Source organism: Klebsiella sp. WP4-W18-ESBL-05, from assembly GCF_014169075.1.
GTDB lineage: Bacteria > Pseudomonadota > Gammaproteobacteria > Enterobacterales > Enterobacteriaceae > Kluyvera > Kluyvera ascorbata_B.
Map to the genome: position 1 here is coordinate 903,216 of NZ_AP022057.1, position 15,941 is coordinate 919,156.

Annotated in this window: 15 protein-coding genes; 5 read left to right on the forward strand and 10 right to left on the reverse strand. The window is 55.4% G+C overall.

Annotation, left to right across the window (positions count from 1 at the left end; genetic code table 11):
- Positions 1-35: 35 nt before the first annotated feature.
- From ruvX to metK, 8 genes are all read right to left on the reverse strand, one after another.
- On the reverse strand, positions 36-452 hold the full coding sequence (gene ruvX / locus H7R58_RS04345) for a Holliday junction resolvase RuvX (RefSeq protein ID WP_182934627.1): 417 nt from the start codon (positions 450-452) through the stop codon (positions 36-38).
- Positions 452-1,015, reverse strand: coding sequence for a YqgE/AlgH family protein (locus tag H7R58_RS04350; RefSeq protein WP_106925704.1), 564 nt, complete (start codon positions 1,013-1,015; stop codon positions 452-454). Before H7R58_RS04350 ends, ruvX begins: the two co-directional genes overlap by 1 nt.
- Positions 1,016-1,161: 146 nt before the next feature.
- Positions 1,162-2,109, reverse strand: a complete 948-nt coding sequence (gene gshB, locus H7R58_RS04355; RefSeq protein ID WP_182934628.1) for a glutathione synthase — start codon at positions 2,107-2,109, stop codon at positions 1,162-1,164.
- A 12-nt stretch (positions 2,110-2,121) separates the two neighbouring features.
- Positions 2,122-2,853 carry a 16S rRNA (uracil(1498)-N(3))-methyltransferase gene (gene rsmE / locus H7R58_RS04360; protein WP_106925708.1) on the reverse strand — a complete coding sequence of 244 codons (732 nt, stop codon included), beginning with the start codon at positions 2,851-2,853 and terminating at the stop codon, positions 2,122-2,124.
- Positions 2,854-2,934: 81 nt separating this feature from the next.
- Positions 2,935-3,642 (reverse strand): deoxyribonuclease I, encoded by a 708-nt coding sequence (endA, locus tag H7R58_RS04365; RefSeq protein WP_182930044.1) that lies wholly within the window; start codon positions 3,640-3,642, stop codon positions 2,935-2,937.
- A gap of 94 nt (positions 3,643-3,736) precedes the next feature.
- The gene (locus tag H7R58_RS04370; RefSeq protein WP_106925712.1) at positions 3,737-4,237 is read right to left on the reverse strand and encodes a SprT family zinc-dependent metalloprotease; all 501 of its coding nucleotides are present in this window, start codon (positions 4,235-4,237) and stop codon (positions 3,737-3,739) included.
- A 77-nt stretch (positions 4,238-4,314) separates the two neighbouring features.
- Entirely contained in the window at positions 4,315-5,709 is a 1,395-nt protein-coding gene (locus H7R58_RS04375; RefSeq protein WP_106925714.1) for a sugar porter family MFS transporter, read from the reverse strand.
- 379 nt (positions 5,710-6,088) lie between these two features.
- Entirely contained in the window at positions 6,089-7,243 is a 1,155-nt protein-coding gene (metK, locus tag H7R58_RS04380; protein WP_182934629.1) for a methionine adenosyltransferase, read from the reverse strand.
- A gap of 139 nt (positions 7,244-7,382) precedes the next feature.
- Here metK and H7R58_RS25445 point away from each other — a divergent pair, with 139 nt between their 5' ends.
- The 4 genes from H7R58_RS25445 (at position 7,383) to speB (ending at position 11,146) form a co-directional block, all read left to right on the forward strand.
- Positions 7,383-7,793, forward strand: coding sequence for a hypothetical protein (locus H7R58_RS25445; RefSeq protein WP_146145703.1), 411 nt, complete (start codon positions 7,383-7,385; stop codon positions 7,791-7,793).
- Positions 7,794-7,893: 100 nt separating this feature from the next.
- Positions 7,894-8,025: an acid stress response protein YqgB gene (yqgB, locus tag H7R58_RS04395; RefSeq protein ID WP_146145709.1), complete on the forward strand. Its 132-nt coding sequence runs from the start codon at positions 7,894-7,896 to the stop codon at positions 8,023-8,025.
- A gap of 8 nt (positions 8,026-8,033) precedes the next feature.
- Complete coding sequence (speA, locus tag H7R58_RS04400) at positions 8,034-10,010, forward strand: biosynthetic arginine decarboxylase (RefSeq protein ID WP_106925719.1); 1,977 nt, start codon at positions 8,034-8,036, stop codon at positions 10,008-10,010.
- 215 nt (positions 10,011-10,225) lie between these two features.
- Entirely contained in the window at positions 10,226-11,146 is a 921-nt protein-coding gene (speB, locus tag H7R58_RS04405) for an agmatinase (protein WP_182934630.1), read from the forward strand.
- A gap of 104 nt (positions 11,147-11,250) precedes the next feature.
- Here the strand turns inward: speB and H7R58_RS04410 are convergent, their stop codons facing one another.
- Both H7R58_RS04410 and H7R58_RS04415 read right to left on the reverse strand, forming a co-directional pair.
- Positions 11,251-12,519, reverse strand: coding sequence for an OprD family porin (locus H7R58_RS04410; protein WP_182934631.1), 1,269 nt, complete (start codon positions 12,517-12,519; stop codon positions 11,251-11,253).
- Between the two features lie 387 nt (positions 12,520-12,906).
- Complete coding sequence (locus H7R58_RS04415) at positions 12,907-13,665, reverse strand: metalloprotease LoiP (protein ID WP_182930046.1); 759 nt, start codon at positions 13,663-13,665, stop codon at positions 12,907-12,909.
- Positions 13,666-13,933: 268 nt separating this feature from the next.
- On the opposite strand from H7R58_RS04415, the gene tkt reads away from it, so the two are divergent.
- Positions 13,934-15,925, forward strand: a complete 1,992-nt coding sequence (gene tkt / locus H7R58_RS04420; protein WP_106925725.1) for a transketolase — start codon at positions 13,934-13,936, stop codon at positions 15,923-15,925.
- Positions 15,926-15,941 lie beyond the last annotated feature (16 nt).

Here is a 15,941-nt window from a genome sequence, read left to right on the forward strand (position 1 = left end):
TGCTCCCGGGAATCATTCCCGGGGCTGCCTGTTTGTTAGTAACCCTGCTCGAAATAACTTTCCAGAATCACCACGGCGGAGGCGGAATCTACGCTGCTTTTATTCAACGCCCTAAACCCCCCGTGTTCAAACAGCCCGGCACGCGCCTCGACGGTGCTCAGACGTTCATCGTGCAGCGTAATTGGCACGCCAAAGCGGCCGTGAATTTTATTGGCAAAATTACGTGCGCGAGCGGTCAGCGGCTGTTCGGTGCCGTCCATATTCAGCGGCAGTCCGACGATAACCGTTTCAGGCTGCCATTCCTTAAGCAGGCGAGCAATGATATTCCAGTCGGGCGTACCGTCCTGCGCCTTAATGGCGGCGAGCGGACGGGCCGTGCCGGTAATACGTTGGCCAATCGCCACGCCGATGCTGCGCGTACCAAAATCAAAAGCCAGCAGTGTGCCACTCATTACGCGTGCCCCGCAGCGCCTGACATGGTCAGGATATTAATGCCAATCAGCTTCGCTGCTTCTTTCCAGCGCTCGCTAATCGGAGTTTTAAACAGAATATTGAAATCGGCCGGAGCGGTTAGCCAGGCGTTATCGAGGATCTCCTGCTCCAACTGGCCTTTTTCCCACGAGGCGTAGCCTAAGGCAACCAGCACTTCAGACGGCTGGCGTTCAGTGCCAAGGGTTTCCAGTACGTCACGTGAGGTGGTGACAATTGTATTGTCGGAAATACGGATACTGGATGAGAACGAGTCCGGCGGCGTATGCAGGATAAAACCACGATCTTCCGCCAGCGGGCCTCCGAGCATAACGGGCTTATCCAGACGAATGGACGGATCGCGGGGCTCCGGAGCGATCTTCAGCTTTTCGAGGATGCCTTCGACCTGTAAATTTTCCAGCGGCTTGTTAATGATGATGCCCATCGCGCCGTCGTCGTTGTATTCGCAGATGTAGACTACGGAACGGCGGAAGATAGGATCCTGAAGGGATGGCATAGCAATAAGAAAATGATGCTGTAAATTCATTATCAGAGGTTCTTGTCCTGTTTCAAAAAGCAGCAGCGCCCAGTATGAGGGGAAAGCGGACCGCTGTCACCAGGCTAGCCTGCGTATACGCAGGGCACAACGCCCGGCTGGCGGCGGGATCCCTCCCGCCGTCTTCAAACAACGTCTTATTTTTGCAGACGTTTTTCGATGGCGTCCATCAGCATACCGGTGATAGAAATCGGATATTCCGCTTCAATTTCCCGCACGCAGGTTGGGCTGGTGACGTTAATTTCCGTCAGACGATCGCCGATAATATCCAGACCGACGAAGATAAGCCCTTTCTCCTTCAGCGTCGGGCCGACTTTACGGGCGATAGCCCAGTCGCTCTCGCTTAACGGGCGCGGCTCGCCGCGGCCGCCGGCGGCCAGGTTACCGCGGGTTTCGCCACCCTGCGGAATACGTGCGAGGCAGTACGGTACCGGCTCACCGTCGATCACCAGCACGCGTTTGTCGCCGTCTTTAATTGCCGGCAGGTAGTTCTGCGCCATGCAGTAGCGGCTGCCAAGCTCGGTCAGGGTTTCGGCAATGACGCCAATGTTCGGATCGCCTTCCTTCACGCGGAAGATTGAGGCGCCGCCCATGCCGTCCAGCGGCTTCATGATGATGTCACCGTGTTTTTCCCAGAACGCTTTCAGCTGGGCTTTATTACGGGTGACCAGCGTTTCCGGCGTCAGGTCGGCGAACCACGCGGTGAACAGCTTCTCGTTACAGTCGCGCAGGCTCTGCGGCTTGTTGACGATCAGCGTACCTTTCTCTTCAGCGCGCTCAAGAATATAGGTGGCATAGATGAATTCGGAGTCGAATGGCGGATCCTTACGCATCAGAATCACGTCGAGATCGGCGAGCTTAATTTCCTGCTCATGACCGAATTCGTACCATTTGTCGTAGTTCTGCTCGACGCTCAGCAGACGCGTACGGGCGTGCGACTCGCCGTTGATCAGATACAGATCGTTCATCTCCATATAGTGGAGTTCGTAGCCGCGACGTTGTGCCTCCAGCAGCATAGCGAAGCTGGTGTCTTTCTTGATGTTAATGCTTGCGATGGGATCCATCACGATGCCGAGCTTGATCATTATTGTTCTCCTTTAACCCAGGTCGCCAAAGCGCACCTGCAGTGCGGTAATGGCGGTGAGTGCGGTAGTCTCTGTGCGCAGAACGCGAGGCCCTAACAGAATATCAGTAAACTGGTAGCGAGCGGTCATGGCAATTTCATCGGCGGACAGGCCGCCTTCCGGGCCAATCAGCAGGCGTACGCGCTCCACCGGCAGCGGCAGCGTATTGATGCTGGCGCTCGCGCGCGGGTGCAGGTTGAGCTTCAGCGCATCATCCTGCTCGGCGCACCAGTCTTCAACGTCCATTGCCGGGCGAATTTCCGGCACGACGTTACGGCCGCACTGCTCGCAGGCGGCGATGGCGATCTTCTGCCACTGCTGAATTTTTTTATTCAGGCGTTCGGCGTCCAGTTTAACGCCGCAGCGCTCGGAAAAAAGTGGCGTAATGAGGCTTACACCCAGTTCAATCGATTTCTGGATGGTGAATTCCATTTTATCGCCTCGCGACATCACCTGGCCCAGGTGAATATGGATAGGCGATTCACGATTGTCCATCGTCGCGCTCTGGACATCCACCATCACATTTTTCTTGCTGGCGTCGGTAATGACGGCCTCAAACAGCTGGTTACTGCCGTCAAACAGCTGTACGGCCTGGCCTTTACCCATCCGCAGGACGCGGCCAACGTGGTTGGCGGCATCTTCGCAAAGCGCAATCTGCGCGCCGACGGTAAGAGGTTCCGGGTGGTAGATGCGAGGGATACGCATAAGTCTGACTTCCATCTGTGGCTGTATGCCCCCTCCGCCGGGAGAGGGCTGGAGCAAATTAACGATTGTCGCTAGTGTAGGTTAGCTCTTTTGCGCCTGGCAAGCCTGCAGCACATAAGGATTATGATTGCCCTGTACTTTGGCGATGCGCTGGTCGCGTTCGCACTCCCAGGCGCTGACCGGATACATTTTATCCCACGCGTTGAACAGCTGGGTCTGTTGACGGGAAAGCGTCAGATGATATTGATCGCGCATATAGAAGTAGATACGCGCAATCGCACCGCGTGAGCGCTCCGGCGGCTCGGCCACTTTTTCTTTGAAATCGACTTTCATCGCGCACTGACCGTACTGGCCCTCGCCGCCGTTCCACTGTCCGTACATAAAGTTACCGCGGTCGCCGTTCACCTCGCCCACGGCGGGCTGCAGGTTATGCATATCGCTTTCCATCTTGCGATATTCCGGATCTTTGGCGCAGTTTTTTCTGCCGCCGTCCTGCCAGCACTGGCGCTGATGGCCAAACTGCCATGCAGGAACGACGTGCTCCCATTCGACGCGGCTGGCGCGGTTCTCATTTTTACGCACTTTGTAGCCACACGATTCCAGATCGATAACGCCTTTTTTCCCCTGCCAGTTAATTTTGCAGCCGCAGTAGAAGTCGCCGGGGACATCGTTATTGATCTTAACGCCGGCGCTTTTCGCCTGGGAGAAACTGTTGATCCCTTCGGCCATAGCCTGGCCGGAGAGTGCCGCTGCCAGAAACGCGGCGGCTAAAGACACATTACGGTACATCACGAACTCCATCTCAAAACGAGCCCGCAACGTAACGAATGTGGTTGTCAGATGCAATCAGTTAGAACGGAAAACTTCCTGTTATTTCCGGTGGTTACATTTCTGCAACTAATGGCTCGCCGCAGTGTACACAGCGGTAGGTGGCTTCACCACGCAGCACGCGGTTATGCCGACGCACGGTGAGCTGGTGCTGCTGGCAGCGGCAGCGGTAGGGGAAGGTATTTTTGCGCACGGACTCCAGCTCGAACTGATGGGTACGACGCGCCGGTACGCCGAGCACGCTTTCCATCATCCACTTCCACTCTTTGCCGTGCGGTGCGACGCGGCCAAAGTGTTTCCAGACCAGCAGGTGCGCCAGCTCGTGCGGCACCACTTCATCAATAAACGCCTGCTGGTTTTCCTGTAACAACACCGGATTGAGGCGAATTTCATACTGCTGAAGCCAGGCGGTGCCCGCCGACGTACCGCGCTGCTGGTAAACCAGTTTTGGCTCCGGGTAATTGCGGCCCAGCGCCTGGTTGGCCTGTGCGAGTTTTTCTCGCAGGCTGCGCATGATGTTTTGCTGGATTGCGATAGGAATTCGAGGGGTTTTCATAACGGCTGAGAATAGAGCGAGAAGCGGGGGGGCGCAAGAAGAAGCTTCCTCCCTGGCGGGAGGAAGCGTTGTTCAGGTTAGTCGCGTGCGCCAATTTCGCGCAGTGGACGGCCCTGCATCAGGTTACGTTCAATGTGTTCCAGAGAGACGTTTTTGGTTTCCGGAATCAGCCACAGGGTCAGGAAGATGAACAGCACGTTCAGACCGCCGTAAACCCAGAAGGTGTTGGCGCTGCCGAGTGAGTTCAGCATGGTCAGGAAGGTGGCCCCGACGATCATGTTCGCAATCCAGTTGGTGGCGGTAGAGCAGGTGATACCGAAATCACGGCCTTTCAGCGGCTGGATTTCAGAGCACAGTACCCAAATCAGCGGACCGGCGCTCATCGCAAAGCCGACGATGAACATCAACAGCATCAGGACGGCGACGTACTGCGCCACTGCTGAGTGGATGCCGACGTGCATCATTGAGCCCAGTACGCCCATACCGACGGCCATAACGATAAAGCCCAGAATAAGGGTTGGCTTACGACCCCAGCGATCAACCAGACCGATGGCGATAAAGGTGGCCAGCACGTTGGTCAGGCCGACGATGACCGTCCCCCACATCTGTTCGGTGGTGTTGGTGTAGCCCGCCAGTTCAAAGATTTTCGGCGCGTAGTACATGATGACGTTCATACCGGTGAACTGCTGCATCACCTGCAGCAGTACGCCGAGGAACACCGCGCGACGGAAGTTGCTGTTTTCTTTGAATAACGCCCAACCGCTCTGTTTTACCTTCAGGCTTTCACGAATTTCATCAAGCTCACGTTTGGCCTCGGCGCTGGTATCACGCAGACGCATCAGCACACGTTCAGCGTCGTTAAAGCGTCGTTTCGCGGCGAACCAACGCGGGCTGTCCGGCAGGAAGATCACGCCGATCAGCAGCAGAATCGCCGGAATGATGATAACGCCTAGCATCCAGCGCCATGCGCCGCTGTAGCTGAATGCGGTATCCGACAGGTACGCGCCGAGAATCCCGATGGTGATCATCAGTTGGTACATGGAAATCATGCTTCCGCGGATTTTTTCCGGTGCAATTTCAGACAGGTACAGCGGCGCGGTGTAAGAGGCCACGCCCACCGCCAGCCCCAGCAGAACGCGGGAAATCAGTAGTACTTCAACGTTTGGCGCGGCGGCGGAGAACAGCGAACCGGCAACGAACAGGATCGCCCCGATCATCAGGCTTTTTTTACGGCCCAGCTTGAAGGAGAGCCAGCCGCTGCCGACGGCGCCGACGGCGGCGCCGAACATCATGGAGCTGACAACCCATTCCTGCGTATGCGAGCTCAGCTGAAAATCGGTCGTAATAAACGGTAGGGCACCGGCAATAACGCCGATATCAAGGCCGAACAGCAGTCCGGCCAGCGCCGCCAGGAAGCAGACAAAGAAGGTCATTGTCTTGTTCGAGCGACCCTGTTTTTTATTGTTAGGCATGATGCTCTCCAAATGAGTCATTGATTCTATCGATGCTTAGGGTAGGAGACTGTGAGGTAAAAAAATGTGATAACAATCACGACTGTGTAATCGGTTACACTGGTGTTTGTGTTATTTAATGGTTAAATTTAAATAAAATCATAACGATAGATTTGGTTTGGCTGAGGCGGAAATCACGATAATAAGATTTTACTGAAACACAGCACAATAAAATGAAAGACTGTTTCATTGAGGGTATTGAGGGCTTTGCCAGCCATGGGTATGTATGTGTAATCGCTTTCATTAAATTGTCTGAGAATGTAACCGAGCGTACGGTATGCAGGTAACAGACATAAAAAAAGCCAGCGCGAGGCTGGCTTCTGGAAAAGGGGGGCTGGGATTATTTCAGACCGGCTGCTTCGCGCAGCTGCGCGGCTTTGTCGGTTTTTTCCCACGGGAAGGTTTCGCGACCGAAGTGACCGTACGCAGCCGTCTCTTTGTAGATCGGGTGCAGCAGGTCCAGCATCTGAATCAGGCCGTATGGACGCAGGTCGAAGAACTCGCGTACCAGCCCAATCAGCTGTTCTGCAGGCACTTTCTCGGTACCGAAGGTTTCCACCATAATGGAGGTCGGTTCTGCTACGCCGATAGCGTAAGAAACCTGAATCTCACAGCGATCAGCCAGGCCAGCCGCAACGATGTTTTTTGCCACATAGCGTGCGGCATAGGCTGCGGAACGGTCCACTTTTGATGGATCTTTACCGGAGAACGCGCCGCCGCCGTGGCGAGCCATGCCGCCGTAGGTATCAACGATAATTTTACGACCGGTCAGGCCGCAGTCGCCCATTGGGCCACCGATAACAAAACGGCCGGTCGGGTTGATAAAGAATTTGGTTGACGCATTCAGCCATTCGGTCGGCAGAACCGGCTTGATGATCTCTTCCATCACCGCTTCCTGCAGTGATTTTTGATCAATGCTTTCAGTGTGCTGGGTTGACAGGACTACCGCATCAATACCGACCACTTTACCGTCGTCGTACTGGAAGGTAACCTGGCTTTTCGCGTCCGGGCGCAGCCACGGCAGGGTGCCGTTTTTACGCACTTCTGCCTGACGCTGCACCAGACGGTGGGCGTAGGTGATTGGCGCTGGCATCAGCACGTCGGTTTCGTTGGTGGCATAGCCAAACATCAGGCCCTGGTCGCCCGCGCCCTGTTCCAGCGGATCGGCACGGTCAACGCCCTGGTTGATGTCTGGAGACTGCTTGCCAATCGCGCTCAGTACGGCACAAGAGTTGGCATCAAAGCCCATATCAGAATGCACATAGCCAATTTCGCGAACGGTGTTACGGGTGATCTCTTCGATATCAACCCATGCGCTGGTGGTGATTTCACCGCCGACCAGCACCATACCGGTTTTGACGTAGGTTTCACACGCTACGCGGGCTTTCGGATCCTGCTCGAGGATGGCGTCCAGCACGGCGTCGGAAATTTGGTCTGCGATTTTGTCAGGATGCCCTTCAGATACAGACTCGGACGTAAAAAGGTGTTTTGCCATATTAAATTTCACCCAATAGGAATTTGGTTAGCTCAAACTGTTGTGCTGCATAGTCACGGTGGCGGATTATACCACAGACGAATAGATGACTGTCACTGGCAGTCTGAGTGTTAATCGGTATAGATGGATTAACATCTGGATGGCTATTCTAGGTTACTTCTTCACCTCTTTGCCAGTTTTTTTTGATTGGGCTCCCATTCTGCTGCTCAATGAGATGGAAATTTTTCCTGACAGTGTTGGCAATGCCCACATTTATATTTTGCTTTTTGGGTGGGTTCTCGGTATAAAACGCCGCGCGCGGCTCATACCAAAAAGCACACGACGTTTTCCTCGTGTCGCCACTTCCAGCCGGGCTAAAACACTGCTTTGGCTTAAAGGTTCGTCTTACGAGGCGGCCGTGGAGGTGATACGAGATAATGAACCGTTGTATTCTGCTGATTCTATCGTGCCGTCCTGGCGCGAGCATGTTCCCCGCAACCCCCATTTCTACTTTGCATACCAGCCGATGTTATACCCATTTCGGCGCTTCTCAGGACTCCAGAGCCGGTAGGTAACGGAAGACTGAACAAGGGCGCTCTTGTTACGGCAAGGGTTTTCTCGTGGTTTCGCTGAACCGTCATACCGGGTTCAGGTGCGTGTTTTACAATGATATGAATAAGAAACCGGTCGCACAGTCGGCGCGTCAGCATGTTCTGCTGTCTCGGCGGGCTGTTTATGGGTTGTTATCGCAACGTTACGCTGCGATAGTAGTTAACTGTTTTACACTTGGTATAAATAATTGAGGTTCGCTATGTCTGACGACATTTCATTGGATTCGCCTTCGTCAGCAGGCGAACGCGGTGTACTACGTTCCATGCAGGAGGTTGCGATGAGCTCCCAGGAAGCCAGCAAAATGCTACGCACATACAACATTGCCTGGTGGGGCAATAACTACTACGACGTCAACGAACTGGGGCACATCAGCGTCTGCCCGGACCCGGATGTACCAGAAGCGCGCGTTGACCTCGCCGAGTTGGTAAAAGCCCGTGAAGCGCAGGGGCAGCGTCTGCCTGCACTGTTCTGCTTCCCGCAGATCCTGCAGCATCGTCTGCGTTCGATTAACGCCGCGTTCAAACGCGCGCGCGAATCTTACGGCTATAACGGCGACTACTTCCTGGTCTACCCGATTAAGGTGAACCAGCACCGCCGCGTGATTGAGTCGCTGATCCACTCCGGTGAGCCGCTGGGTCTGGAAGCGGGTTCAAAAGCCGAGCTGATGGCGGTACTGGCGCATGCTGGCATGACCCGCAGCGTGATCGTCTGTAACGGCTATAAAGACCGTGAATACATTCGTCTGGCGCTGGTGGGCGAGAAGATGGGCCACAAAGTCTATCTGGTCATCGAGAAGATGTCTGAAATTGCCATCGTGCTGGAAGAAGCTGAGCGTCTGAACGTGGTGCCGCGCCTTGGCGTGCGTGCGCGTCTGGCCTCTCAGGGCTCTGGTAAATGGCAGTCCTCCGGCGGCGAAAAATCTAAATTTGGCCTGGCGGCAAACCAGGTACTACAGCTGGTGGAAATTCTGCGCGAGCGTGGCCGTCTGGACAGCATCCAGCTGTTACACTTCCACCTGGGCTCGCAGATGGCGAACATCCGTGATATCGCCACCGGCGTGCGTGAATCCGCCCGTTTCTACGTTGAGCTGCACAAGTTGGGCGTGAACATTCAGTGCTTCGACGTGGGCGGCGGCCTGGGCGTGGACTACGAAGGGACCCGCTCACAGTCAGATTGCTCCGTGAACTACGGCCTGAACGAATACGCCAACAATATCATCTGGGCGATTGGCGATGCCTGTGAAGAGCACGGGCTGCCGCACCCGACGGTGATCACCGAGTCGGGCCGCGCGGTGACCGCGCACCACACGGTGCTGGTGTCGAACATTATCGGCGTTGAGCGTAGCGAACACACCGAAGCCACGCCGCCGGCTGACGATGCGCCGCGCGCGCTGCAAAGCATGTGGGAAACCTGGCAAGAGATGCACGAGCCGGATAACCGCCGCTCGCTGCGTGAATGGCTGCACGACAGCCAGATGGATCTGCATGATGTGCACGTCGGTTACTCTTCTGGCACCTTCAGCCTGCACGAACGTGCCTGGGCCGAACAGCTTTACCTGAACATGTGTCATGAAGTGCAGAAGCAGCTCGACCCGAGCAACCGTGCGCACCGTCCGATTATCGACGAGCTGCAGGAACGTATGGCGGATAAGATCTACGTCAACTTCTCCCTGTTCCAGTCAATGCCGGATGCGTGGGGTATCGATCAGCTGTTCCCGGTGCTGCCGCTGGAAGGGCTGAACCAGGCGCCGGAGCGCCGCGCGGTGCTGCTGGATATTACCTGTGACTCCGACGGTGCCATCGACCACTACGTCGACGGCGACGGGATTGCCACTACTATGCCGATGCCGGAATACGACCCGGAGAACCCGCCGATGCTGGGCTTCTTCATGGTTGGCGCGTATCAGGAGATCCTCGGCAACATGCACAACCTGTTCGGCGATACCGAAGCGGTGGACGTGTTCGTCTTCCCTGACGGCAGCGTCGAAGTTGAGCTGTCCGATGAGGGCGATACCGTGGCGGATATGCTGCAGTACGTGCAGCTGGATCCGAACACGCTGCTGACCCAGTTCCGCGATCAGGTGAAAAACACCGATCTCGACGCTGAGCTGCAACAGCAGTTCCTCGAAGAGTTTGAAGCGGGGCTGTACGGCTATACTTATCTGGAAGACGAGTAACGGTAATGGCCCGGTGGCGCTGCGCTTACCGGGCCTACGATGTAGGCCGGATAAGGCGAAGCCGCCATCCGGCATTGACGATGCTAGCTTGAATCCGTACAAAATAACGGCGATAATTTGCCGCAAATATGCAGATACCAAATCAATCCCTTCCTCGTCGGGCCTAACGACGCGGAGGGGATTTTTTTTACAGTGATTTTAAAAGAGGTCAGCACATGAGCACCTTAGGGCATCAGTACGATAACTCCCTGGTTTCCAACGCGTTCGGTTTTCTTCGCCTGCCGATGAACTTCATGCCGTACGACAGCGATGCGGATTGGGTCATCACCGGCGTGCCGTTTGATATGGCCACGTCGGGTCGTGCCGGCGGCCGTCACGGCCCGGCGGCGATTCGTCAGGTTTCGACTAACCTGGCTTGGGAGCATAACCGCTTCCCGTGGAACTTCGACATGCGCGAGCGCCTGAACGTGGTGGACTGCGGCGACCTGGTTTATGCCTTCGGTGACGCTCGTGAAATGAGTGAGAAGCTGCAGGCGCACGCGGAAAAACTGCTGGCGGCCGGTAAGCGTATGCTCTCCTTCGGCGGCGATCACTTCGTGACGTTGCCGCTGCTGCGCACACATGCGAAGCACTTTGGCAAAATGGCGTTGGTGCACTTTGATGCCCACACCGACACCTACGCTAACGGCTGCGAGTTTGACCACGGCACCATGTTCTTCACCGCGCCGAACGAAGGTCTGATCGACCCGAACCACTCTGTACAGATTGGTATTCGTACCGAGTTCGACAAAGACAACGGCTTCACCGTGCTGGATGCGGGCCAGGTGAACGATCGCAGCGTGGACGATATCATCGCGCAGGTGAAGCAGATTGTTGGCGATATGCCGGTCTACCTGACCTTCGATATCGACTGCCTGGATCCGGCGTTTGCACCGGGTACCGGCACGCCGGTTATCGGCGGTCTGACCTCCGATCGTGCGATTAAACTGGTACGCGGACTGAAAGATCTGAACATCGTTGGCATGGACGTGGTGGAAGTGGCTCCGGCCTATGACCAGTCCGAGATTACCGCGCTGGCCGCGGCGACGCTGGCGCTGGAAATGCTCTATATCCAGGCGTCGAAAAAAGGCGAGTAAGGCGGTGTTTGTGCCGGATGGCGGCTAACGCCTTATCCGGCCTACGGAACCCTTCACGGTAGGCCGGATAAGGCGTTAGCCGCCATCCGGCGGTCTTACAATAGTTAGAATGCGTTAAACGGATACTCGACGTACACGCGCACTTCATTCCCGCTGACGTTATAGTCGCTGGCGTTGCTGGACACACGCAGCACCGAGTAGCGCACTTTAAACTTCAGATCTTTTGCCGGGCCGTCCTGAACCTGGTACTGCACCTGGTTAAACGACTCGTGCTCTTTACCGTTATTGGTCTCAGCCGTCTTGATGTTATCGCCGCGAACGTAAGCGGTGGTCCAGCTCAGACCCGGCAGGCCGAGGCCGCCGAAGTCCAGGCCGTAGGATGCCTGCCATGAGCGCTCATCTTCGCCGTTAAAATCAGACCAGTAGGAGTTCGCCAGCCAGATGGTGTTGCCGCCATCGCCGACGCCGCCACGGTTCTGATAGCCGCCGTAGTTATAGCCGGTGCTGCCGCTGCTCTGCTGGTAGGCGATCTTGAAGGTATGAATATCCCAGATGTAGCTGGTCGCCAGGCTCCAGATGCTGTTGCTGCGTCCGGTGTTCAGCGAGTCGGCGTATTCCTGCTCCAGGCGTGAGTTATAGCCGTTAAAGTCGAAGACCAGTTTTTGTTTTTCGCTCAACGGCTGCGCGTAGTTCAGGCCGAGATACTGCTTGTTCAGGACATCTTCCACGTGAGACGCGTACAGCGCGCCGCTCAGTTGGTCGTTGAACTGATAGCTGGCACCGCCGAAGGTGATGCTTTTCAGACCGCTGTTGTGGCTGTCGTCGCTTTTACGCTGTTCGTCGGTAAAGTAACCGGCGTTAACTTCCAGACCGGCGATCTCTTTTGAGGTCAGCATCGTCCCGGTGTAGGTTTCATACAGCAGGCGCGAGTCGTCGGCGTAGAGAATGGGCAGCGTCGGGCGCTGGTTACCGTAGCTCAGCACGGTGTTAGAAAAACGCATTTTGGCGGTTGCGCCAAATTTGGCCAGATCGGATTTCGCGCGACCGTCGTTATCCTGCGCAAAGAAGTCAATACCACCCGCGCCGCTGTTGCCACGCCCGCCGTCAAGACGCACGCCGTACTGGGCGATGCCGTCTACGCCAAAGCCGATTGGGCCCTGGGTAAAGCCGGACTGGAAGGTCGCAATAACGCCCTGACCCCATTCGCTTTTATCGTGCAGGCCATCGCGGTAATCGCGTTTGATATAGGCGTTACGTAAAAAGATATCCAGATGACTGTCGTCAATAAAACCCTGGCTGTCAGATTGCTGGCTAGCGAAAGCCGGCGCAGAGGCAATAATACTTAAGGCAACTAATGTTAATTTTTTTTTCACGGAGGGAACTTCTCTGTTTATAAACTGTCAAATTGTATTGTTACAATTTTATAGTCGCCTGAATAAGCCGCAAAAGCAATCATTGTATTAATAGGTTTTGGGTCTTTTTTGTTGAGCGGCAGCCGTCGCGGCTGGGCTGGTGGGCAAGGTATAGACTAATTAAAAATACGGCAAATGACCTTTGTGAAAGATAAATAATATATCGCCGTGTTTGTTTCTAGTATAAATGTTTGGTCTGTTGCGCGATGCGTTATATATTCATCCTGGTTGACATCTGAACATATTTAACGGTTTGTGCGCTTAAGTTATCAATTGGTGCCGTTAAGTCAGTTATTCTATTTTTATCTTATTTATTCCGGGAGGCAAAATTACCCCCCGGAAAAATGATTATTTAATGCCGTCAGCCTGGAGACGGTCGCGGATGTGCTGCGCGCGTTCCTGGGTTGCCGGGTGATCATCGAACATCGAGCTTTGGCGGCCGTCTTCCAGCTTAGACAGCTTGTCGAAGCTGGTCGCTAGCCCGATAGGGTTAATGCCGCGTTTGCGCAGCAAATCATAGGAGTAGTCGTCTGCCTCTGACTCCTGACGCTGTGAGAACTGCGAGTTCACCAGCTTCTCGCCGAGATCGCCCAGCTGCGATTGCGACAGGCTGCCGACGATACCGCCCGCTGAGGCCGCCGCCGCGCGTAGCGCGTTGGTGCCAATGGCAACCTGCATGCCTTTCTTAACGTGGCCGAGCGCAACGTGGCCCATTTCATGGCCGATCACCGCTTCGACTTCGTTGTCGTTCATTAAGTCCATCAGGCCGCTATAGACGCGAATACAGCCGTTAGCCATGGCAAAGGCGTTGACGTCTTTCGCGACGTAGACTTTGTAGTTCACCGGCTGGCCGTTAATGTTATCGCCCAGCGCCGCGGCGATTTTATTCAACCGTTGGGTATAAGCGCTATCGGCCGGGGCAATGGTCGCTTTACTGTCCATATCTTTACAGGCCTGGTCACTCAAGGCTTGTACCTGTTGATCGCTCAGGGTGAACGCCTGCAGTGCGCCGGAGCCGGAGTTTAATAAGCCATTAGAATCCATATTCTGGCAGCCGCTAAGCAGTAAGGTTGCGCCAAAAGCCAGAACCATCGCCCGTTTTTTCATAAGATTGCTTCCAAAGTCGTTTATCGGAAAATGCCCTGGAATTGCGACGCCAGAGTGAGGCTAAGTATAAAGAATATCGCGAGTTGTGGGCGAGGAGATTACATCTTCTTAACCCCGCTTCCAGAGATTTCTGAATACGCAAAAGGATGCTCCATGTACATGCTTTGTCGCATAGGTTACATTGTTGGCACTTTTTTCTGGCATAGCCCGTAACGTGCGCGCCTCGTGGCGTTAGGGTTGGCCTTCAACAGTCCGAACTGGAGTCAAAATGTCCTCACGTAAAGAGCTTGCTAATGCTATTCGTGCGCTGAGCATGGACGCAGTACAGAAAGCCAAATCCGGTCACCCGGGTGCCCCGATGGGTATGGCTGACATTGCCGAAGTCCTGTGGCGTGATTTTATGAACCATAACCCACAAAATCCGTCCTGGGCTGACCGTGACCGCTTTGTGCTGTCTAACGGCCACGGCTCCATGCTGATCTACAGCCTGCTGCACCTCACCGGTTACGATCTGCCGATGGAAGAGCTGAAAAACTTCCGTCAGCTGCACTCCAAAACGCCGGGTCACCCGGAAGTTGGCTACACCGCTGGCGTTGAGACCACCACCGGTCCGCTGGGGCAGGGTATTGCAAACGCCGTAGGTATGGCTATTGCAGAAAAAACGCTGGCGGCGCAGTTCAACCGCCCGGGTCACGACATCGTTGACCACTTCACCTATGCATTCATGGGCGATGGCTGCATGATGGAAGGCATTTCTCACGAAGTGTGCTCCCTGGCCGGTACCCTGAAGCTGGGTAAACTGATTGCCTTCTATGATGACAACGGTATCTCCATCGACGGCCACGTTGAAGGCTGGTTCACCGATGACACCGCGAAGCGTTTCGAAGCCTATCACTGGCACGTGATCCGCGATATCGACGGTCACGATGCTGAAGCGATTAAACGTGCGGTAGAAGAAGCGCGTAAAGTCACCGACAAACCGTCGCTGCTGATGTGCAAAACCGTTATCGGCTTCGGTTCACCGAACAAAGCAGGTACGCACGACTCTCACGGTGCCCCGCTGGGCGAAGCCGAAGTGGCGCTGACCCGTGAAGCGCTGGGCTGGAAATACGCGCCGTTTGAAATCCCGGCTGACATCTACGCGCAGTGGGATGCCAAAGAAGCAGGCAAAGCGAAAGAAGCCGCCTGGAACGACAAGTTTGCTGCCTATGCGAAAGCATTCCCTCAGGAAGCGGCTGAGTTCACCCGTCGTATGAAAGGCGATATGCCGTCTGATTTCGATGCGAAAGCGAATGAGTTCATCGCTAAGCTGCAGGCTAACCCGGCGAAAATCGCCAGCCGTAAAGCTTCTCAGAACGCAATCGAAGCCTTTGGCCATCTGCTGCCTGAATTCCTCGGCGGCTCTGCTGACCTGGCACCGTCTAACCTGACCATCTGGTCTGGTTCAAAAGCGATCAACGAAGATACCGCAGGCAACTACATTCACTACGGCGTGCGTGAGTTTGGTATGACCGCAATCGCGAACGGTATCGCGCTGCACGGTGGTTTCCTGCCGTACACCTCTACCTTCCTGATGTTCGTTGAGTACGCGCGTAACGCCGTGCGTATGGCAGCGCTGATGAAACAGCGTCAGGTTATGGTCTACACCCACGACTCTATCGGTCTGGGCGAAGACGGCCCGACGCACCAGCCGGTAGAGCAGATTGCTTCCCTGCGCGTGACGCCGAACATGAGCACGTGGCGTCCGTGTGACCAGGTTGAGTCCGCGATTGCGTGGAAATACGGCGTTGAGCGTCATGACGGCCCGACCGCGCTGATCCTCTCCCGTCAGAACCTGGCGCAGCAGGAACGTACCGAAGCGCAGCTGGCTAACGTGGCGCGCGGCGGCTACGTGCTGAAAGATTGTGACGGTCAGCCTGAACTGATCTTCATCGCGACCGGTTCTGAAGTTGAGCTGGCGGTTGCGGCGTATGAAAAACTGACCGCTGAAGGCGTGAAGGCGCGCGTGGTTTCCATGCCGTCTACCGACGCGTTCGACAAGCAGGATGCGGCTTACCGTGAATCCGTGCTGCCGAAAGCCGTGAGTGCACGTGTCGCTATCGAAGCGGGCATCGCCGACTACTGGTTTAAATACGTGGGCCTGAACGGCGCTATCGTGGGCATGACCACCTTCGGTGAGTCTGCGCCAGCAGAGCAGCTGTTCGAAGAGTTTGGCTTCACCGTGGATAACGTGGTTGCGAAGGCGAAAGGCCTGCTGTAATCCGTTGCTCCTGAGT